Origin of the sequence: Variovorax sp. YR566 (genome assembly GCF_051992195.1) — a bacterium.
GTDB lineage: Bacteria > Pseudomonadota > Gammaproteobacteria > Burkholderiales > Burkholderiaceae_C > Variovorax.
This window is the reverse complement of sequence record NZ_CP197092.1, coordinates 4,633,206-4,652,149: the sequence shown is the minus strand read 5'-3', so window position 1 is coordinate 4,652,149 and position 18,944 is coordinate 4,633,206. Positions and strand designations below refer to the sequence as shown.

General features: G+C 67.7%; 19 protein-coding genes. 12 read left to right on the top strand and 7 right to left on the bottom strand.

From position 1 onward, the window contains the following. Window positions 1–4: 4 nt before the first annotated feature. The 3 genes from ACTG4X_RS21920 to ACTG4X_RS21910 are packed head-to-tail and all read left to right on the top strand — an operon-like array spanning window position 5 to window position 2,977. Window positions 5–964, top strand: coding sequence for an ABC transporter permease (locus ACTG4X_RS21920; RefSeq protein WP_093050562.1), 960 nt, complete (start codon window positions 5–7; stop codon window positions 962–964). Next, window positions 964–1,761, top strand: a complete 798-nt coding sequence (locus ACTG4X_RS21915) for an ATP-binding cassette domain-containing protein (protein WP_093050559.1) — start codon at window positions 964–966, stop codon at window positions 1,759–1,761. Before ACTG4X_RS21920 ends, ACTG4X_RS21915 begins: the two co-directional genes overlap by 1 nt. Continuing rightward, window positions 1,754–2,977, top strand: coding sequence for an ROK family protein (locus ACTG4X_RS21910; RefSeq protein ID WP_440531908.1), 1,224 nt, complete (start codon window positions 1,754–1,756; stop codon window positions 2,975–2,977). The genes ACTG4X_RS21915 and ACTG4X_RS21910 overlap by 8 nt, the downstream gene beginning before the upstream one ends. On the opposite strand, the gene ACTG4X_RS21905 is transcribed toward ACTG4X_RS21910, so the two are convergent. From ACTG4X_RS21905 to ACTG4X_RS21875, 7 genes are all read right to left on the bottom strand, one after another. Beyond that, window positions 2,974–3,396 (bottom strand): DUF6194 family protein, encoded by a 423-nt coding sequence (locus tag ACTG4X_RS21905; RefSeq protein WP_440531907.1) that lies wholly within the window; start codon window positions 3,394–3,396, stop codon window positions 2,974–2,976. The genes ACTG4X_RS21910 and ACTG4X_RS21905 overlap by 4 nt on opposite strands. Then, entirely contained in the window at window positions 3,396–4,409 is a 1,014-nt protein-coding gene (locus ACTG4X_RS21900) for a Bug family tripartite tricarboxylate transporter substrate binding protein (protein WP_440531906.1), read from the bottom strand. The genes ACTG4X_RS21905 and ACTG4X_RS21900 overlap by 1 nt, the downstream gene beginning before the upstream one ends. 13 nt (window positions 4,410–4,422) lie before the next feature. Continuing rightward, a complete protein-coding gene (locus ACTG4X_RS21895) occupies window positions 4,423–5,832 on the bottom strand; it encodes a sensor histidine kinase (RefSeq protein ID WP_440531905.1) in 1,410 nt (469 codons plus the stop codon). After that, window positions 5,833–6,498, bottom strand: coding sequence for a response regulator (locus ACTG4X_RS21890; protein ID WP_093050550.1), 666 nt, complete (start codon window positions 6,496–6,498; stop codon window positions 5,833–5,835). It abuts the gene before it with no gap. 26 nt (window positions 6,499–6,524) lie between these two features. After that, a complete protein-coding gene (locus tag ACTG4X_RS21885) occupies window positions 6,525–7,538 on the bottom strand; it encodes a Bug family tripartite tricarboxylate transporter substrate binding protein (RefSeq protein ID WP_440531904.1) in 1,014 nt (337 codons plus the stop codon). A gap of 70 nt (window positions 7,539–7,608) precedes the next feature. Beyond that, on the bottom strand, window positions 7,609–8,274 hold the full coding sequence (locus ACTG4X_RS21880) for a hypothetical protein (protein WP_143042544.1): 666 nt from the start codon (window positions 8,272–8,274) through the stop codon (window positions 7,609–7,611). An 8-nt stretch (window positions 8,275–8,282) separates the two neighbouring features. Then, a complete protein-coding gene (locus ACTG4X_RS21875; protein WP_440531903.1) occupies window positions 8,283–9,077 on the bottom strand; it encodes an IclR family transcriptional regulator domain-containing protein in 795 nt (264 codons plus the stop codon). 199 nt (window positions 9,078–9,276) lie between these two features. Here ACTG4X_RS21875 and ACTG4X_RS21870 point away from each other — a divergent pair, with 199 nt between their 5' ends. The 9 genes from ACTG4X_RS21870 (at window position 9,277) to ACTG4X_RS21830 (ending at window position 18,884) form a co-directional block, all read left to right on the top strand. Next, window positions 9,277–10,200: a shikimate dehydrogenase family protein gene (locus tag ACTG4X_RS21870; protein ID WP_440531902.1), complete on the top strand. Its 924-nt coding sequence runs from the start codon at window positions 9,277–9,279 to the stop codon at window positions 10,198–10,200. A 28-nt stretch (window positions 10,201–10,228) separates the two neighbouring features. Continuing rightward, window positions 10,229–11,062 (top strand): shikimate dehydrogenase family protein, encoded by an 834-nt coding sequence (locus ACTG4X_RS21865; protein WP_440531901.1) that lies wholly within the window; start codon window positions 10,229–10,231, stop codon window positions 11,060–11,062. A gap of 16 nt (window positions 11,063–11,078) precedes the next feature. Next, the gene (gene pcaB / locus ACTG4X_RS21860; protein WP_440531900.1) at window positions 11,079–12,290 is read left to right on the top strand and encodes a 3-carboxy-cis,cis-muconate cycloisomerase; all 1,212 of its coding nucleotides are present in this window, start codon (window positions 11,079–11,081) and stop codon (window positions 12,288–12,290) included. Continuing rightward, complete coding sequence (locus ACTG4X_RS21855; protein WP_093050534.1) at window positions 12,287–12,709, top strand: carboxymuconolactone decarboxylase family protein; 423 nt, start codon at window positions 12,287–12,289, stop codon at window positions 12,707–12,709. The genes pcaB and ACTG4X_RS21855 overlap by 4 nt, the downstream gene beginning before the upstream one ends. Then, window positions 12,706–13,932 (top strand): multidrug effflux MFS transporter, encoded by a 1,227-nt coding sequence (locus ACTG4X_RS21850; protein WP_440531899.1) that lies wholly within the window; start codon window positions 12,706–12,708, stop codon window positions 13,930–13,932. Before ACTG4X_RS21855 ends, ACTG4X_RS21850 begins: the two co-directional genes overlap by 4 nt. Then, window positions 13,929–14,693 (top strand): alpha/beta fold hydrolase, encoded by a 765-nt coding sequence (locus tag ACTG4X_RS21845; RefSeq protein WP_440531898.1) that lies wholly within the window; start codon window positions 13,929–13,931, stop codon window positions 14,691–14,693. Before ACTG4X_RS21850 ends, ACTG4X_RS21845 begins: the two co-directional genes overlap by 4 nt. 134 nt (window positions 14,694–14,827) lie before the next feature. After that, window positions 14,828–16,696 carry a bifunctional sugar phosphate isomerase/epimerase/4-hydroxyphenylpyruvate dioxygenase family protein gene (locus ACTG4X_RS21840; protein WP_440531897.1) on the top strand — a complete coding sequence of 623 codons (1,869 nt, stop codon included), beginning with the start codon at window positions 14,828–14,830 and terminating at the stop codon, window positions 16,694–16,696. A 45-nt stretch (window positions 16,697–16,741) separates the two neighbouring features. Further along, a complete protein-coding gene (locus ACTG4X_RS21835) occupies window positions 16,742–18,151 on the top strand; it encodes an MFS transporter (RefSeq protein WP_093050522.1) in 1,410 nt (469 codons plus the stop codon). 46 nt (window positions 18,152–18,197) lie between these two features. Then, entirely contained in the window at window positions 18,198–18,884 is a 687-nt protein-coding gene (locus tag ACTG4X_RS21830; RefSeq protein ID WP_440531896.1) for a DsbA family oxidoreductase, read from the top strand. Window positions 18,885–18,944: the final 60 nt, after the last annotated feature.

The following is an 18,944-nucleotide window of genomic DNA, read 5'->3' as shown; positions in this document are numbered from 1 at the left end:
CTCGATGGCGAAATCTGCGACGCACCACATTCCGTGGGGCGCCTTGGGGCCGTGGCTGGCCCTTCTTGGCGCGTGCATCTTCTTTGCAACCCAGTCCGACCGTTTTCTCACGGGCGGCAATCTCTCGCTGATCCTGCAGCAGGTGATGGTGGTCGGCGTGATCGCCATCGGCCAGACGCTGGTGATTCTCACGGCGGGCATCGACCTGTCGTGCGGCATGGTGATGGCGCTGGGCAGCATCATCATGAGCAAGTTCGCCACCGAACTCGGGCTGCCCGTGCCGGTGGCCATTCTGTGCGGCATCGGCGTGACGACGCTGTTCGGCCTGCTCAACGGGCTGCTGGTCACGCGCATCAAGCTGCCGCCCTTCATCGTGACGCTGGGCACGTTGAACATCGCCTTCGCGATCACGCAGCTGTACTCGTCCTCGCAGACCATCACCGACCTGCCCGGCGGCCTCACGGGCCTGGGCACCACCTTCACCATCGGCAATGCCGAGGTGGCGTGGGGTTCGGTGCTGATGGTGGTGCTCTATGCGCTCACCTGGTTCGTGCTGCGCGAGACGGCGGCGGGCCGGCACATCTATGCGGTGGGCAACAACGCGGAGGCCACGCGGCTGGTCGGCATTCCGACGCAGCGTGTGTTGCTGGGCGTGTACGTGGCGGCGGGCGTGCTGTACGGCATCGCCTCGCTGCTGTCGGTGGCGCGCACCGGCGTGGGCGACCCGAACGCGGGGCAGACCGAGAACCTCGACGCCATCACGGCGGTGGTGCTCGGCGGCACCAGCCTGTTCGGCGGGCGCGGCATCGTGCTGGGTTCGCTGATTGGCGTGCTCATCGTCGGCGTGTTCCGCAACGGGCTCACGCTGATGGGCGTGTCGTCGATCTACCAGGTGCTGGTGACTGGCGTGCTCGTGATTCTTGCGGTGGCGGCCGACCAGCTCTCGCGCCGGGGAGCCCGCTGATGAACACGGTCACCAACCCCAAGATCGTCATGCAGGCCAAGGGCCTGGTGAAGCGCTATGGCCAGGTCACTGCGCTCGACGGCGTCGACTTCGAACTGCGCGAAGGAGAGATCCTCGCGGTGATCGGCGACAACGGCGCGGGCAAGTCGTCGCTCATCAAGGCGCTGTCGGGCGCGGTGGTGCCCGACGAAGGCCAGATCCTGCTCGACGGCCAGCCGGTGCACTTTCGCAATCCGCTGGATGCGCGCCGCGCGGGCATCGAGACGGTCTATCAAGACCTGGCCGTGGCCCCGGCCATGACCATCTACGAGAACCTGTTCCTCGGCCGCGAGTTGCGCCGCCCCGGCTTCCTGGGCAGCGTGCTGCGCATGCTCGACAAGAAGCAGATGCTGCTCGAAAGCACGGCCCGCATGGCAGACCTGAAGGTCGGCATCCAGTCGATGACGCAGGCGGTCGAAACGCTCTCAGGCGGCCAGCGCCAGTGCGTGGCGGTGGCGCGCAGCGCGGCCTTCGCGCGGCATGTGGTCATCATGGACGAGCCCACCGCCGCGCTGGGCGTGAAGGAGGGCAACATGGTGCTGGAGCTGATCCGCCGCGTGCGCGACCGCGGCCTGCCCGTGGTGCTCATCAGCCACAACATGCCGCACGTGTTCGAGGTGGCCGACCGCATCCACGTGGCGCGTCTCGGCAAGCGCGCGGCGGTGCTCGACCCGAAGAAGATCAGCATGAGCGACACGGTCGCCGTGATGACCGGCGCCATGACGGCCGACCAGTTGCCCGCGGAGGCGCATGCCTGATGCGGACACTTCTGCGCGCACGCCCGACCTGTTGCGGCCCCGTGGCTCCAACCAGGTCGGCATGCGCCAGTTCAACGAACGCACGGTGCTGCAGGCATTGCGCGTTCACACCAGCCTGCCAAAGGCCGACCTCGCTCGGCTGACCGGGCTCAGCGCGCAGACCATCGGGCTCATCACCGCGCGGCTGGAAGAAGACGGACTCATCGTCAAGCAAAGCCGCGTGCGCGGGCGCATCGGGCAGCCTTCGGTGCCGCTGGCGCTGAACCCGGACGGCGCCTTTGCCATCGGTATCAAGGTGGGTCGGCGCGGCGCCGAATGGCTGCTGATCGACTTCACCACGCAGGTGCGCGAGCGCCATGCCATCAGCTACGACTTTCCCGATGTGGACGAGCTGCTGCCCGCCATCGCGCAGCACATCCACCGGCTGCGCGACGGGCTGGGGCCGCTGGCGGCGCGCAACGTTGGGGCCGGGCTGGCCGCACCGTTCCAGCTCGGCGGCTGGCACCGCACGCTGGGCCTGTCGAAAGCGCAGTCCGACCTGTGGAACCAGATGGACCTGGCCGCCGAGGTGCGCGCGCGCACCGACGTGCCGGTGAGCTTCGCGCGCGACACAGTGGCCGCCTGCGTGGCCGAGCTGGTGGGCGGGCGGGGGCACGACCTCAAGAGCTTCCTGTACATCTTCGTAGACACCTTCGTGGGGGGCGGGCTGGTCATCAACTCGCATCTGCACACCGGTGCGCACGGCAATGCGGGCGCGCTCGCTTCATTGCCGATGCAGCCGCCGGGCAGTCGCGGTGCATTGCCGCCCCAGCTGGTTGCACAGGCGTCGCTCTGGGAGCTGGAGCAGCGCCTGATCGACGAAGGCCTCGACGCCATGGCCGCGTATGACGACCGCGCCTTGCAGCCGCCCTATGCCGCGATGACGCAAGCGTGGCTGGAAAGCGCATCGCAGGCGCTGGCGCATGCCATCGTGAGCGGCACGGCCATGCTCGATCTGCCGGATGTGGTGGTGGATGGTTCGATGTCGCGCCCGCTACTGCAGGCGCTGCTCGACCAGACCCGCGCCGCGCTGGACCGCTGCAACTGGGAAGGCCTGTGGCAGCCGCGGCTGCATGGCGGCAAGGCGGGGGCGCAGGCCTGTGCGCTGGGCGGCGCGATGCTGCCGCTACACGCGAACTTTGCGCCGGACCACGATGTGTTTTTGAAGGCGGCCTAACCTGCTTTACGCGAGCGCGCGAGGCTCAATGCCTCGGCGATCAGCGGCTTCACCGTCTCGAAGGTCTTCGCACTCGGATTGATCACGCTGACCCAGTACATCTTCGCATACACCGGGTGCGGCATCAGCGTGTCGAGCGCGGCGTGGTCGGCGGTAGCGGGCACTTCGCCGAACAGTGCGCGAAAGGTCTCTTTGCCCACGCCTATGTTCAGGCGAAACACGCCCGGGCGGTTCAGCTGCGAGGCGCTGTCGAAGTCGTTGTCCTTCGTCACGATCGTGGCGAAAGGAAACTTGTTGTCCCCGTCGTGAAAGAAGAAGGTGTTGTCGTCGGCGATCTGAAAGTGGCCGCCGGCCAGCATGTCGATGATGTGTTGGGTGACGGCGTCTTCGGTCATGAGCGCGATCTTGCCTGCGTTCATCAGGAGGGCCAGCGCCGCAATCCCAGTTCGTCCGCCAGCCGGCGGTAGGCCTTGATCTGCGCCTGCACGTAGTCGTCTAACGCTGCGCCGGTGAGCGCGAAGGGGTACAGGCCGTGCTGCTCGCGCAACGCGGCGTAGCCGGGCGCGGCACTCGCTTCGCCGAAGGCCGCGACCCATGCGCGTACCGCGGCTTCAGGCACGTCAGCGCTCAGGTACAGGCCGCGCACGGTCGGCCACACCAGGTCGATGCCTTGCTCGCGCGCGGTCGGCACGCCGGTGAGCGCGCCGCCAAGCCGGTTCTCCGACAGCACCGCGAGCAGTCGCACCGCCGCGCCGCCCGCAATGGCCTGCAGGGCTTCGGCTGCATCGCCGGGGAACACGTCGACGTGCTTGCCCTGCATCGCACCCAGCGCATCCCCGCCACCCTCGAACGACACGAAGCGCATGGCCTTGTGATCGCGCCCCGCCGCGCGCACCAGCAGCGCGGCCTTCACCCAGTCCTGGCTGCCCACAGTGCCGCCCGCGCCAAAGGCGATGCGCGACGGGTCTTGCCTTAGCGCGGCGACCAGGTCTTGCAAGCGCTTGTAGGGCGAGTCGCGATGCACGGCGATCACGCCGTAGTCGGTGCCCAGCGTGGCGATCCAGCGCACAGCCGAGGGCGAATGCGGACCGAAGCGGCCTTGCGCGAGGTTGAGCAGCGAGCCGCTGGAAAACGCCACCAGCGTGCCCGGGCCGCCGAGCTTGCCTGTGGCGACACGGTCGAAGGCTACGGCGCCGATGCCGCCCGGCAGGTAGCGCTGGGTGAGCGGTGGGCGCGCGGGTCGCACGGCCTGAAGCGCATCGCGCGCCAGTGCGCAGGTCAGCGCGAAGCCGCCGCCGGCCTTGGCGGGGATCACGCAGTCGGCGGCATTTTCGGAGGGGTCGTTCGCGGCGGCCATTGCGCGCACGCTGAAAGGCATAAGCAACGCGCACAACGCGCGAAGTGCATGGCGGCGGGTGGGGGGCGTGGACATGGAAATGGGCCCGTCAGGTGGCGGCCGGGCGAGGCCACCAGATGATCGCATGCAGCCCCGGGCCGGCCTCGCGCGCCTCAAGTCGCAGTTCGCCCCGGTGCCGCTGCGCAATGGAGCGCGCAATGGCCAGCCCGAGCCCGAAGCCGCCCTTGCCGGCGCGCGCGCCGCGCCGGAAGCGCTGGCCCAACGCGGCGCGCTCTTCGTCGCTGAGACCGGGCCCGTTGTCCTCGACGTTGAGGCTCCAGCCCGCCGCGTCGCCCGCGGCAAAGAGCGTGATCGTGCCTTCGGCCGGCGTGTAGGTGATCGCGTTGCTCACCAGGTTGCCCAGCGCCTCGCGCATCAGCCCCCGGTCTGCCACGGCAAGGAACTCCGGCGTGGGCGAATGAATGCCCAGGTCGATGCGCTTGGCGCGTGCCAGCGGCAGCAGGTCGACCGCCACTTCGCGCAGCAGCGCCGCAAGGTCGAACTCGGCGGGTTCCACCGACACCGTGTCGCTGCGGCCCAGCGCCAGCAGCTGCTGTGCGCTGCGCGTCGCGCGGCCGATCTCGGTGCCCAGCGCGTCGAGCGCCACCTGTACTTGCGCCGGGTCTTGTTCGCGCCGTGCGTAGTCGGCCTGCATCTGCAGCGTGGTGAGGTGGGTGCGCAGCTGGTGCGAGGCGTCGTCCAGAAACTGCCGCTGCTGCGTCACGAGGTCTTGCGTGCGCGACATCTGCTGGTTGACCGCGGCCACCAGCGGGCGCACCTCGGCGGGCAGGTCGGTCTCGGCGATGCGCGTGAGGTCGTCGGGCGTGCGCGAGCCCACCTCGCGCGCCAGTCGCGAGAGCGGCCGCAGCGCCGCTGCGAGTGCCAGGGCGGTGCCGCACAACAGCATTGCCAGCACCAGCCCGTCCCGCAACGCCGCGCTGCGCACGAAGCGCGCGCTGAACTCCTGCCGCGAGCGCGTGCTTTCTCCAATCTGGATCAGCACGCTGCGCCCGGTGCTGCCGGCCGGCGCGCGGTCGAGGTCGCGGCGGTAGGCCGCGAGCCGCACTGCTTCGCCGAAGTAGGTGGCGTCGTAGAAGGCTGGCACGCCCATCGCCAGTTCGGTGGGCGGCGCGGGCAGGTCGGCGCTGCCGAGCTCCACCAGCCCGTCAGACGTGGACACACGAAAGAACACCTGGCCGCTCGCCGTCAGCTCGAAGAACTCGAACATCGTGTACGGCAGCTCGACCGACAGGCCGCCCGAGGCGGTCGAGATGTTGGCGTCGATGGACTTGAGCGCGCCAAGCAGCGAGCGGTCGTAGGCCGCGTTGGCGGCGGCCAGCGCGTCGTGCCGCGTCATCCACAGTTCCAGGCCGGTCACGACCAGCAGGGCGGGGAACAGCAGCAGCGCGAGCCGTTGCCACAGGCTGGCACGGCGCAGGCGTTCACGCAGGCCGCTCACTCAGTCTGCTTCCAGCACGTACCCAAGGCCGCGCAGCGTGACGATGCGAACCCCGGTGCCGTCGAGCCGCTTGCGCAGCCGGTATACGAAGACTTCGACCGCCTCGGGGTGCACCTCTTCGTCGTCGGAGAACACGCGCTCGAGGATCTGCTGCTTCGACAGCGGCTCGCCGCTGCGCTGCACCAGCACGCGCAGCACCGCCAGTTCGCGCGGCGAGAGCGCCAGCGCCTCGCCGTTCAGCGTGAAGTGCCGGCGCGCGCCGTCGTACACCAGCGGGCCGCAGGCCAGCCGCGGATGCTCCACGCCACGCGCGCGCCGCACCAGCGCGTGCAGGCGCGCTTCGAGTTCGGCCAGCGCGAAGGGCTTGGCGAGGAAGTCGTCGGCGCCTGCATTGAGCGAAGCCACGCGCTCGTTCAGCGAGTCGCGCGCCGTGAGGATCAGCGCCGGCAAGCGCTGGTCACGCTCGCGCAGCCGTTGCAGCACCGTGTGCCCGTCAAGCCCGGGCAGGCCCAGGTCGAGCACCAGCGCATCGTGGTCGCGCTGCTGCAGCGCCCGGTCGGCCAGGCGCCCGTCGTCCACCCATTCGACCTGGATGCCCGCATGCTCCAGCGCCTTGCAGAGCCAGGTGCCCAGGGTGTGTTCGTCTTCCGCCAGCAGGATGCGCATGGCGCCGATGCTAGGGCCTGCCGGGATCAATCAGGCTTGATGTTTGCCCTTGCGATGACCTTTTGCCAGCGGGTTTGCTCGGCAGTGATGAACTGCGCGAACTGCTCTGGCGTGCCGCCGATGGCCTCGGCCGCATCGGCGGTCAGGCGCTGCATGGAGTCGGGCGACTTCACTGCCTTCATCGTCTCGGCCAAGAGCTTGGACAGGTTGGCGGGCGTGATGTTGGCGGGCGCGAGCATGCCGTACCACTGCGTCATCTCGAAGCCCGGGAAGCCCTGTTCGGCCACGGTCGGCACGTCGGGCAGCTGGGGCAGGCGCTTGGCCGATCCGGTCGCGATGCAGCGCACCTTGCCCGCCTTGATGAACGGAATGATCGCCGCCGCGCCGATGGCCGAGGCGTCGAGCCGGCCCGAGAGCAGGTCGGTCACCATCGGGCCGGTGCCGCGGTAGGGCACGTGCAGCATGAACACGTCGGCCGTCATCTTCAGGTACTCGAAAGCCAGGTGGCCCGCGCTGCCATTGCCCGCCGAACCGTAGCTGAGCTTGCCCGGCTTCGACTTGGCGTATGCGATGAACTCCTTGAGGTTCTTCGCCGGCACGTCGGGGTGCACCACGTAGAGGCTGGGCACCTTGGCCAGCAGGCTCACGGGCTTGAAGTCCTTGTTCGCGTCGTAGGGCAGCTTGGCGAAGATGTACGGATTGACCGCCAGCGTGCCGATGTGGCCGAGGATGATCGTGTGCTGGTCGGTGCTGCGCGCTACTTCGCTCATCGCGATGTTGCCGGCCGCACCGGGCTTGTTGTCGACGAAAACGCTCTGGCCCAGCGTGCGCGAGAGCTCGGCGGCGGTCGAGCGCGCGACGATCTCGGAGCTGCCGCCAGGGGCGAAGGGCACGACGAAGCGGATCGACTTGCTTGGCCAGGCGTCCTGGGCCGAGGCCAGCGAAGGCAGCAGGCCGCCGAGGGTGAGGGCGCCGCCGGCTTGCAGCCAGTGGCGGCGGCTCAGGCTGTGGGCATCGTTCGGGGAGAAGAGGTCGGACATGGTGCTTGTGTCTCCAGCGCTTTTGGATTGAAAGCGCGCATCGTGCCCGGCGGATGCTGTCGGAAAGCTGTCAGTTGCGGTTCGTCCAGTAATCCCGACCGAATTCGCCCGCGAGCCGGGCAATCAAGGTTTCCACGCGCGCCAGCACGATTTCGACCTGCGCGCGCACTGGAGCGTATGCGAAGCGCAGGTTGTGGAAGGTCTTGCCTTCGTCGGGGTCGTCATCGCGCAGGTACAGCGTGCCGTCGTGCAGCCGCAGGTCGAGGAACCAGCCCTGCTCGTAATCGGAGAAGACTTCGCCGGGTGTGCCTCTGGTCAGCGATTCGATGAAGGCTCGGCCCTCGCTGAAGCGGTCGTGCCATGGGAAGCTCAGGAGGAAGCGGCCGGGCGCATGGACTACCGGCCTGTTCCAGAAGTAGGGGCCTTCGGCCGGGTCCTTGCCGTGGCGCGCGGCCTTGGCCAGCAGGTCGCGGTAGTGACTGCCGAGCTCGTCCTCGTGGCCGACGCAGTCGGCCGACAGCACGAAGCCTTGTGCCGCGCCCGGAATTGCCGGCTGGTACAGCGGTTCGCACAGGTTCGCCCATTGTTCAGGCGAGATGCGCGACGACGGGCCGTAGTAGAACGAGTGCTCGACGATGAATGCAATGTCGATGTGCACGTCTTCCAGGGGCTCCGACTGCGCCGCCCAGTCGGGCAATGTCGTCTGGCTCGAAGAACCCGAGGCGTTTACGGTCATGGCGCTTCTCAGATCAGATTGCGCATCGCCTGCGCCGTCTCACGCAGCACCGGCAGCACTCGCGCCACCGCATCTTCCGAGCTCTCGTGCCCCATCGGCATCGTGATGTTCAGCGCCCCCACCAGCGTGCCGTGCCGGTCGCGCAGCGGCACCGCGATGCCGCGAGAGTTCAGGTCGAGCTGTTGTTCGGAAAGGGCCCAGCCCTGCGCCCGGATGCGGGCGAGTTCGAGCTTCATGCGCTCCATGCTTGCGATGGTGTGCGAGGTGAAAACCGTCAGCTGCCGTGTCGTCAGCCATTCATTCAGCTCGGCGTCGCTGCGCAGCGCCAGCATCAGCATGCCCGAGGCCGTGACCTGCGCCGGCACGCGCGCGCCGAGCACGTAGCCGGTGCTCATGCTGCGGTTGGGGCCGTTGCGCGCGATGTAGACCACCTCGTCGCCGTCCATCACGCTGAGGTAGGCGATCTCGTTGGTGCCCGCTGCCACCCGCTGCAGAAAGGGCTGCACCACGCGCGGCAGCCGGGCCGATTCCAGGTACGACTGGCCCAGCCGCAGCACGCGCGGCGTGAGCCAGAACAGCTTGCCGTCGCTCGCCACATAGCCCATGTGCTGCAAGGTCAGCAGATAGCGCCGCGCGGCTGTGCGGGTCATGTTCGTGCGCTGGCCGGCCTGGCTGGCAGTCAGGCGCGGGTTGGCGTCGTCGAAGGCCTCGATGATGCTCACGCCACGCTCCAGGCCGGCGATCCAGTCGCGCTTGTCCAGGCCGGACGGCGGCGCCGGGTCGTCCTTGCTGTCCTTGCTCATGGGCGGAAGTGTGCCTGCGTGGATGGGTTCGGAGTTTGCATTTGATGACAGTGAAAACCCTTGAATTGAACGATCAATGATTTTTTCAGTTCGATAATCGCACGATTCAAGGTGCCAAAGGCTGCGTGATTCAGGCGAAGCGACTATAAAGCTCGGCATCCGCCCTCGAAAAGAGCGATTGACGAACGGAAGCACGCACATGAGCCATTCCATCCGCGGCAGCACCCAGGCTTACCTGATCCCCGGCGACCCGGTTCGCAATGTGCGGCTGCCCCGCATGTTCAACGTCGCCTTCGAGCGCTTCGGCATCGACGCTGTGCTGCTGCCCATGCAGGTGCCGGTGCGCGACTTCGCGGTGTTCTTCAAATCGGCCTTTCTCGCGCGCAACGTGCGCGGCATGGTGATCGCGCCGCCGCACAAGCCGCTGGTGGTCGACCTGCTCGATGGCTGCGGCCTCTTCGGCCGCGTGGCCGGCTCGGTCAACGTGGTGCGCCGCACCGAGGGCGACCAGCTCGAAGGCGACCTGTTCGACGGCGAAGGCCTGATCGGCGCGCTCGACCACTACAACATTCCCTTCCGCGGCAAGCGCGTGCTGATCCTCGGCGCGGGCGTGAGTGCGGCGGCCATCGGCGTTGCGCTGGCCGAAGGCGGCACGGTGAACGGCGCGGAGTACATCGCGTTCTACGACAGCGCCGCAGGCAAGGCGGCCGGTGTGGCGGCCAAGCTCAACGCCTTCTTCGACGCGACTGTGGTCTCGGCCGACAGCAACGCGCCCGAGGGCTACGACCTCGTCATCAACGCCACGCAGCTGGGGCTGGTCGAAGGCGATGCGTTGCCCCTCGACGTGTCGCGCATGGACGGCCATGCGGCACTGTTCGACATTCTTCTGCGCAACCAGCCCACGCCGCTGGTGCAGGCAGCGCGAGCGCGCGGACTCAACGCACAGGCGGGCTTCGAGATGCTCATCCAGCAGATGCCGCACTACTTCCGCTACTTCGGCCATCTCGATGCGGCTGCCGCGATGCAGGCCGACGCCGACTTCCTGCGCGAAATCATCTACCCACCGGCAATGCACGCCGAAATTGCGCAGCCCTTGCGCTACCACTCGCCCAGCGTCGCCTGAGCCCCGATTTTTCAAAGAAACAACCGACATGATTTCCGGCAAGACCACGCTCATCGCCCACATCGGCTATCCCACCGAGGCCTTCAAGGCCCCGATGATCTACAACCCCTGGTTCGACAAGCACGGCATCGACGCCGTGGTGGTTCCGATGGGCGTGAAGCCCGAGGACTACGCGGCCTCGCTGCCGCAGATCTTCAGGTTCAGCAACCTGCGCGGCGCGCTGGTGACCATGCCGCACAAGGTCACGACCATGTCGCTGGTCGACGAGGTGACGCCCACTGCGCGCGTGGCCGGCGCCTGCAACGCCATCCTCAAGCGGCCCGACGGCACGCTGTTGGGCGACCAGTTCGACGGCGCGGGCTTCGTGCGTGGCGTGGAGCGCAAGGGGCGCCTGTTCAAGGGCACGCGCGTGCTGGTGTCGGGCACGGGTGGCGTTGGCTCGGCCATTGCCGCATCGATTGCTGCCGCCGGAGCCGCCGAGCTGATGCTGTTCGACATGAGCGAGGCCTCGGCCGGCGCATTGGCCGCGCGGCTGCGCGAGCACTATCCGCAGATGAAGGTGAGCACGGGCTCGAAAGACCCGGCCGGCTACGACGTGGTCGTCAACGCCACGCCGCTCGGCATGAAGGAGGGCGACCCGCTGCCCTTCGATGTGGACCGCATCGACCCCGGCACTTTCGTCGGCGAGGTGGTCATGAAGACCGAATACACGCCGCTGCTGCAGGCCGCCAAGGCCAAGGGCTGCCAGGTGCAGGTCGGCACCGACATGCTGTTCGAGATGATCCCTGCCTACCTCGAGTTCTTCGGATTCGGCACAGCCTCCCCGGAGGAATTGCGTGCCGTGGCCCAATTGAAATACTGAAAGGCCAGGTCATCGCATGAGTATTTTTGAAGGCTTCCTCTCCACATCCGAAACGCTCGGCGCCTTCAGCGACCGCGCCTTCGTCGATGCCATGCTGCGCTTCGAAGCGGCACTCGCGCGCGCACAGGTTGCCGAAGGACTGATCCCCGAGAGCGCTGCGCATTCGATCGTCAGCAGCTGCAAGGTCGAGCTGTTCGACGTTGCCAAGATCGTGCGCGAGAGCGGCCGCGCGGGCAGCGTCGCGATTCCGCTGGTGAAGGCGCTGCGCGAAGCCGTCGGCCTTTTCAATGCCGACGCCGCGCCCTTCGTGCACTTCGGCAGCACCAGCCAGGACGTGATCGACAGCGCAATGGCGCTGGTCACGCGCGAAGCGGTCGCGCTCATCGAGACCGATCTCGCCAAGGCCGCGGACGCGCTGCTGCGCCTGGCCGTCACGCATGCCGAAACACCGATGCTCGCGCGCACGCTGATGCAGCCGGCCTCGGTCACCAGCTTCGGCTTCAAGTGCGCGGGCTGGGCCGCGCCGCTGGTGCGCAGCCGCATCCGCCTGCGCGACGCCGCGAAGCACGCGCTGCAATTGCAGCTGGGCGGCGCCGTCGGCACGCTGGCGCAGATGAAGGGGCAGGGCGCAGCCGTGCGCAAGCGCATGGCCAAGGAGCTCGGCCTGGGCGACCCCGGCGCAACGTGGCACACACAGCGCGACGAATGGGTTGCGCTCGGCTGCGAGCTGGGCCTCATCACCGGCAGCCTCGGAAAGATCGCGGTCGACATCGCGCTGCTCGGGCAGTACGAAGTGGCCGAAGTCGCGGAGCCCAGTGAGCCGGGCCGCGGTGGTTCGTCGGCAATGCCGCACAAGCGCAACCCGGTGGCTTCGATGGTCGCCATCGCCGCCGCGCACCGTGCGCCGCAGCGCGTGGCCGCATTGCTCGGCGCCATGCCGCAACAGCACGAACGCGCGCTCGGCGCCTGGCAGGCCGAGCTGGCCGAATGGCCGCAGCTGCTGATGTCGGCGCACGGCAGCGTGCGCGCAATGGCAGGCGCATTGCCCGGCCTGCAGGTCGACGCCGCGCGCATGCGCGCCAACATCGACCGGCTGCGCGCCGAACTCCCGCGCGATGCGGCCGACGAATGGTTCGACCCCGCGCTCGCTCACAACGCCGGACAGACAGCCCTCGCCGAGGTGAAGGCGCTGCAGGCCCGGCTCACAGACAAGGAACTTACCCAATGACCGCCCCCGAAACCCCGGCCAACGACTACGAAGCCGGCCTCGTCAACCGCCGCCGCGTGCTCGGCGATGCCTGGGTCGACAAGTCGCTCGCCAACCGCAACGGCTTCAACGCCGAGTTCCAGGAACTCATCACACGCCACGCGTGGAACGACATCTGGGGCCGCCCCGCACTGGGCGACAAGACGCGCCGCTACATGGTGCTGTCGATGATGCTGGGCATCCATGCGTATGAAGAGTTCGCCATGCACGTGCGTGCCGCGCTCGACGGTCCGCCCGAGTCGCGCCTCACGCCGGACGACATCAAGGAAGTGATCATGATGGCCGCCATCTACTGCGGCGTGCCGGTGGCCAACCACGCCTTCGGCATCGCGACCGGCATCCTGCGCGAAAAAGGCCTGCTGCCTGCGTTGCCCCAGTGACCGCGCCGGTCGCCCGCAAGAAGGGCCGGTTCGACGTCTCTTTCACCTTGCTGCTGCCGCTGCTGCTGGCGGCGCAGCCGGTGGCCACCGACAGTTATTTGCCCGCGCTTCCCGCCATTGCGAAGGAGCTCGGTTCGGCCAGCACCAGCCTCACGCTGTTCGTGCTGGCCTTCGGCTTTGCGCAGTTGCTGTGCGGCCCGCTGGCCGATCGCTTCGGCCGCAGGCCGGTGCTGCTGGCGGGGCTCGGCTGCTACGCCATTGCCGCGCTGGGCGGCGCGTTCGCAGGCAGCGTGGCGCTGCTCGCGGGCTGGCGCACGCTGCAGGGCTTTTCGATGGCGGCGATTCTCGTGTGCTCGCGCGCGGCGGTACGCGACCTGTACCCCGCGCACGAAGGCCCGCACGTCATGGCGCGCGGCCTCACCGGGCTGGGCGTGGTCGGCCTGATGGCGCCGCTGCTCGGCGCGTGGCTGGTGCAGGGCGCGGGCTGGCGCTGGGTGATGGTCGCGATGGCGGTCTATGCCTCGCTGCTGTTCGCGCTGTGCTTGCGCTCGTTCGGCGAAACGCGCAAGCCGATGCTGGGCGAGGGTGAGTCGTCCGCGCCGCGCGGCAGCACGCGCGCGGTGTTCGCGAGCCGGTCTTTCCGCGCCTGGGCCTCGGTGGCAGCGACGACCTACGGCGGGCTGTTCTGCTTTCTGCTGCTGTCGCCGATGGTCTACATCGGCTATCTGGGCTGGTCGCCCGCGTGGTACGGCTGGATCCCGGCTGGCGGCTCGCTGGTCTACATCTTCAGCACCACCATGTGCCGCACGCTGTTGCGGCGTTACGGGCCGGTGCGCACCGTGCGGCTCGGCGCTTCGCTGAGCCTGACCGGCGCCGTCATCCAGGCGCTCGGCTGCTGGCTGATGCCGCTGAGCGCCGTGCCGCTGCTGTTCGGCCACGCCGTGTACTGCCTCGGCCATGGCATCCACCAGCCCTGCGGGCAGGCGGGCGCGGTGGGCGACCTGCCGCATCTGGCGGGCCGGGCCGTGTCCTGGTCGGGCTTCGGCATGATGATGGTCGCGTTCTGCGTGGGGCAACTGGCAGCGCGATTTGTCGATGCCGATTTTTCCAATGGCGCCTGGCCGATGGTCGTGCCGATGCTGCTGGCCGGCTGCGTGCTGATGGCCATCGCGTTCCTCTGGCTGCCGCGTCTTCAACACCCAAAAAAGGAAACCACACCATGACCCGTTTGAATGTCGTTCGCGAGGGCGAAGGCCCGATCGTCGTGCTCAGCCATGCGCTCGGTTGCGACCTGAGCATGTGGGACGGCGTGGCCGCGCAGCTCTCGCGCGCCCACACGGTGCTGCGCTACGACCACCGCAATCACGGCGCGTCGGAGGTGGTGCCCGGCGCGCTGCGCGTCGAGACGCTGGCACAGGACGTGGCCGAACTCATCCAGCGCGAGGCGGACGGCGAGCCCGTGCATTTCGTCGGCCTGTCGATGGGCGGCATGACCGCGCAGGCACTGGCGGTGCGGCACCCCGAGCTGCTGAAGACGATGGTGATCGCCAATTCGGCCGCTCACTACCCCGACCAGGCCCCCTGGCGTGCACGCGCCGAGACGGTGGCTGCCAAGGGTGTGGCCGCCATCGCCCCGGGCGCAGTGGCGCGCTGGCTCACACCGGCCTTCGTGGGCACGCCCGAAGGCGCAGTCGCCGCGAAGACGCTGCATGACGTGCTGGTGCGCACCGATGCGCAGGGCTACATCGAGAGCTGCAATGCCGTCGCAGCCATCGATTTCCGCGAGAGCAACCATCGCATTGCAGTGCCCACGCTGGTGATCGGCGGGCTGCAGGACGAGGCCACGCCAATGGCCATGTCGCAGGCCATGGTGGGTGCCATTCCAGGCGCGCGCCTGGCCACCATCGACGCTGCGCACCTGAGCGCGGTCGAACGGCCGGTGGAGTTCACACAGCTGCTGATCGATTTCTGGCGCAGCCTTTGAGGGTTGCTGGCCGGGCAGCCGGCCTAGGTGTATCCCGTATTTCGTGCGAATAATGCACGTATGTGATCGATGATCGATCAAAAGCTCGCTGAATAGATTGTGGCGGGGCCCGGGTGTTCCTAAAGTCCACCCCCATGCATCGCTCCATCGCCACCGTCTCGCTCAGCGGCACGCTCCGCCAGAAGCTCGAAGCCGTCGCCGCCGCCGGTTTCGATGGCATCGAGCTGTTCGAGGCCGACTTCATCAACTTCAAGGGCACGGCCACCGAACTGCGCCGCATCACGGCGGACCTGGGCCTGACCATCGACCTGTACCAGCCGTTCCGTGATTTCGAAGGCATGCCCGAGCCGCAGTTCCGCCGCAGCCTGGAGCGCGCCGAGCGCAAGTTCGACCTGATGGAGGCCATGGGCGCGCCGATGGTGCTGTGCTGCTCCAACACTTCGCCGCTGTCGGTGAACGATCCGGCTCTGGCCGCCGCGCAACTGCACGAACTGGCCGAGCGCGCCGCGCGCCGCAACCTGCGCGTGGGCTTCGAGGCACTCGCCTGGGGCCGCCACACCTCGCTGTACGGCCAGGCCTGGGAGATCGTGAAGCAGGCGAACCACGCGCACCTGGGCCTGATCCTCGACAGCTTCCACACGCTGTCGCTGAAGGACGATCCGGCCGGCATCGCCAGCATTCCGGGCGACAAGATCTTCTTTCTGCAGATGGCCGATGCGCCGCTGCTGTCGATGGACGTGCTGCAGTGGGCGCGCCACCACCGCTCGTTTCCGGGGCAGGGCGATTTCGACGTGGTCGGCTTCTTCGAACAGGTGCTGCGCGCGGGCTACACCGGGCCGCTGTCGCTGGAGATCTTCAACGACATTTTTCGCGAGACGCCGAACCGCCGTACCGCGGTGGATGCGATGCGCTCGCTGCTGTACCTTGAAAGCGAAGCGCGCCAGCGGCTGGACGACGTCGAGCCCGTGCAGCTGTTCAGCCCGCCGCCGGTGCCGGCGCTCTCCGGCCTGTCGTTCATCGAGTTCGCGGCCGACGAGGCATCTGCAGCAACGCTGTCCACGCTGGTGAAGCAACTCGGCTTCCGCCGCATCGGCAAGCACCGCTCGAAGGCCGTGACGCTGTACCGCCAGGGCGAGATCAACCTGATCGTCAACGCGCAGCCCGATTCGTTTGCGCGCGGCCGCTTCGAGGCGCACGGCACCTCGGTGTGCGCGCTGGGCGTGCGCTGTGACGATCCCCTCGCGGCCGTGGGCCGAGCCACCGCCATGCGTTCGCAGCGGCACGACAGCCCGGTCGGCCCCAACGAACTGCGCGTGCCGGCCATCGTTGCGCCGGGCGGCAACCTGATTCATTTCGTGCCCGAAGCGCTGGGCGCCAACGGCTTGTACGAAGCCGACTTCATTCTCGAAGACGACGGTGCCGGCGCGAACGACGCAGGCCTGCAGCGCATCGACCACGTGGCTCTTGGCCTGGCGCTAGACCAGCTCGACACCTGGGTACTGTTCACGCGCGCCGTGCTCGGCCTGGAACCCGGCGAGAGCCTGGAGCTTGCCGACCCCTTCGGCCTGATCCGCAGCCGCGGCGTTGCCAACACCGACTGCAGCCTGCGCCTGGTGCTCAACGTGTCGCTGAGCCAGCGCACCCGCACCGCGCGCACGCTGAGCGTGACTGGCGGTGGCGCGGTGCATCACATTGCGCTGAGCTGTGCCGACATCTTCGAGACGGCCGCCAAGCTGCGCGCCAACGGCACGCGCTTCGTGCCCATCTCCGACAACTACTACGACGACCTGGCCACGCGCATCGACATCGCGCCCGAACTGCTGGCGCGCATGCGCGAAGCGGGCGTGCTGTTCGACCGCTCGCCAGCCGGCGACTACCTGCACATCTATACCGAGAGTTTCGAGGGCGGACTGTTTTTCGAGGTCGCACAGCGCGTGAGCAACTACGACGCCTACGGTGCCCTCAACGCACCGGCGCGCATGGCTTCGCAGGCGCAGGATTGATTTGATTTCTTGATCTGATTTTTTCGTCAACACTGGAGACAACACATGGCAACCAACACAGCCCATGAGCCGCAAGGCAGGCACCAGTCGAAGAAGGCCGCCGCAAGCGGCTGGATCGGCTCGGCGCTGGAGTACTACGACTTCTTCATCTACGCCACCGCGGCGGCGCTGATCTTTCCGCAGATCTTCTTCCCGAAGGGCGACCCGACGACGGCCATCGTCGCCTCGCTCGCGACCTACGGCGTGGGTTATGTCGCGCGTCCCATCGGCGCCTTCGTGCTCGGCCACTGGGGCGACACGCACGGGCGCAAGCAGGTGCTGGTGCTTTGCATGTTCCTGATGGGCTTTTCGACCGTGGCCGTCGGCCTGCTGCCGACCTATGACCAGGTCGGCCTGCTGGCTCCGGTGCTGCTGGTTCTGCTGCGCCTCATCCAGGGCTTTGCAGTGGCCGGCGAGATCTCGGGCGCGAGCTCGATGATTCTCGAGCACGCACCGTTCGGGCGTCGCGGCTTTTTCGCGAGCTTCACGCTGCAGGGTGTGCAGGCCGGCCAGATTCTGGCGGCTGCCGTGTTCCTGCCGCTGGCGCACTACATGCCCGAGGAGGCCTTCAACTCGTGGGGCTGGCGCATTCCCTTCCTGCTGAGCTTCCTGGTCATCGTGGCGGGCTACATCATCCGCCGCGAGGTCGACGAGACGCCGGCTTTTGCTGAAGTGGACAAGAAGGGCGAAGTGGCCAAGGCACCGATCATCCAGGCCTTCACCGACAGCTGGGCCGACATGCTGCGCGTGGTCTGCATGGCGCTGATGAACGTCATTCCGGTGGTGGCCACAGTGTTTGGCGCGGCCTATGCCGTGCAGGCGGCCTACGGCATCGGATTCCAGAAAGACGTGTACCTGTGGATTCCGGTGCTCGGCAACATCCTGGCCGTGATCGTGATCCCGTTCGTGGGCAACCTCTCGGATCGCATCGGCCGCCGCCCGCCGATCATCGTCGGTGCGCTGCTCTCGGGGCTGCTGTCCTTCGTGTACCTGTATGCCATCAGCATCCGCAACGTGCAGCTGGCCATCGTCATGTCGCTGCTGATGTGGGGCATCGTGTACCAGGGCTACAACGCGACCTTCCCGAGCTTCTATCCGGAGCTGTTCCGCACCCGCAACCGCGTCTCGGCCATGGCCATCTCGCAGAACATCGGCACCACCTTCACCGCACTGCTGCCCGCTCTGTTCGCCGCCGTGGCGCCTCCCGGCTCGACCAACGTGTGGTTCACCGTGGGTGCCATCACCTTCGCTGTGACGGTGCTGGCGGCACTGGCCGCACTGAGTGCACGGGAAACCTACCGCATCCGGATGAACGACCTGGGCAAGCCCGATGCGGTGCCGGTCGACAAGCAGGAGTACGACCGCATGCGCGAGAAGACGCTGCAGGACGCGCGCCTGGCCAAGGCCGCGGCCTGAAAACCTTTCGTGCACCAAGGGTTGTGGCGCCGTGAAGAATGGCGCCATGACTACCTCTACCTCTTCCCACCTCAAGATCGACTTCGTCTCCGATGTGTCCTGTCCCTGGTGCGCCATCGGCCTGAGTTCGCTCGAGGCGGCGCTCAGGAAGGTGGCCCCCGAGGTCACCGCGGAGCTGCACTTCCAGCCCTTCGAGCTGAACCCGCAGATGCCGCCCGAAGGGCAGGACACTTTCGAGCACCTGAACCAGAAGTACGGCTCCACGCGCGAGCAGCAGGCGCAGTCGCGCGAAATGATCCGCCAGCGCGGCGCGGCTGTCGGCTTCGAGTTCAGCCCCGGAGGCCGTCCGCGTGTCTACAACACCTTCAACGCACACCGCCTGCTGCACTGGGCCGAGCTGGAAAGCCCGGCCAAGCAGGCGGCGCTGAAGAAGCTGCTGCTGAAGGCCTACTTCACCGACAGCCAGAACCCCTCGGACTCTGAAGTGCTGGTGCGCGCAGCCATCGAGGCCGGGCTCGATGCAGCCCGTGCCCGCGAGATCCTGAACAGCGACGAGTTCGCACAGGAAACCCGCGAACGCGAGCGCATGTACACCGACGCCGGCATCCACTCGGTGCCCGCGATCATCATCAACGACCAGCACCTCATTTCGGGTGGCCAGCCCGTCGAGGTGTTCGAGCGCGCCCTGCGGCAGATTGCCGGTGCTGCGCCGTCCAGCCTGTCTGCAGCCTGACTTAGCTGGCGCTTAGGCGCTGCCTTTGCGCGGCGTTACGAGGGTAAAGAGCGTCAACGC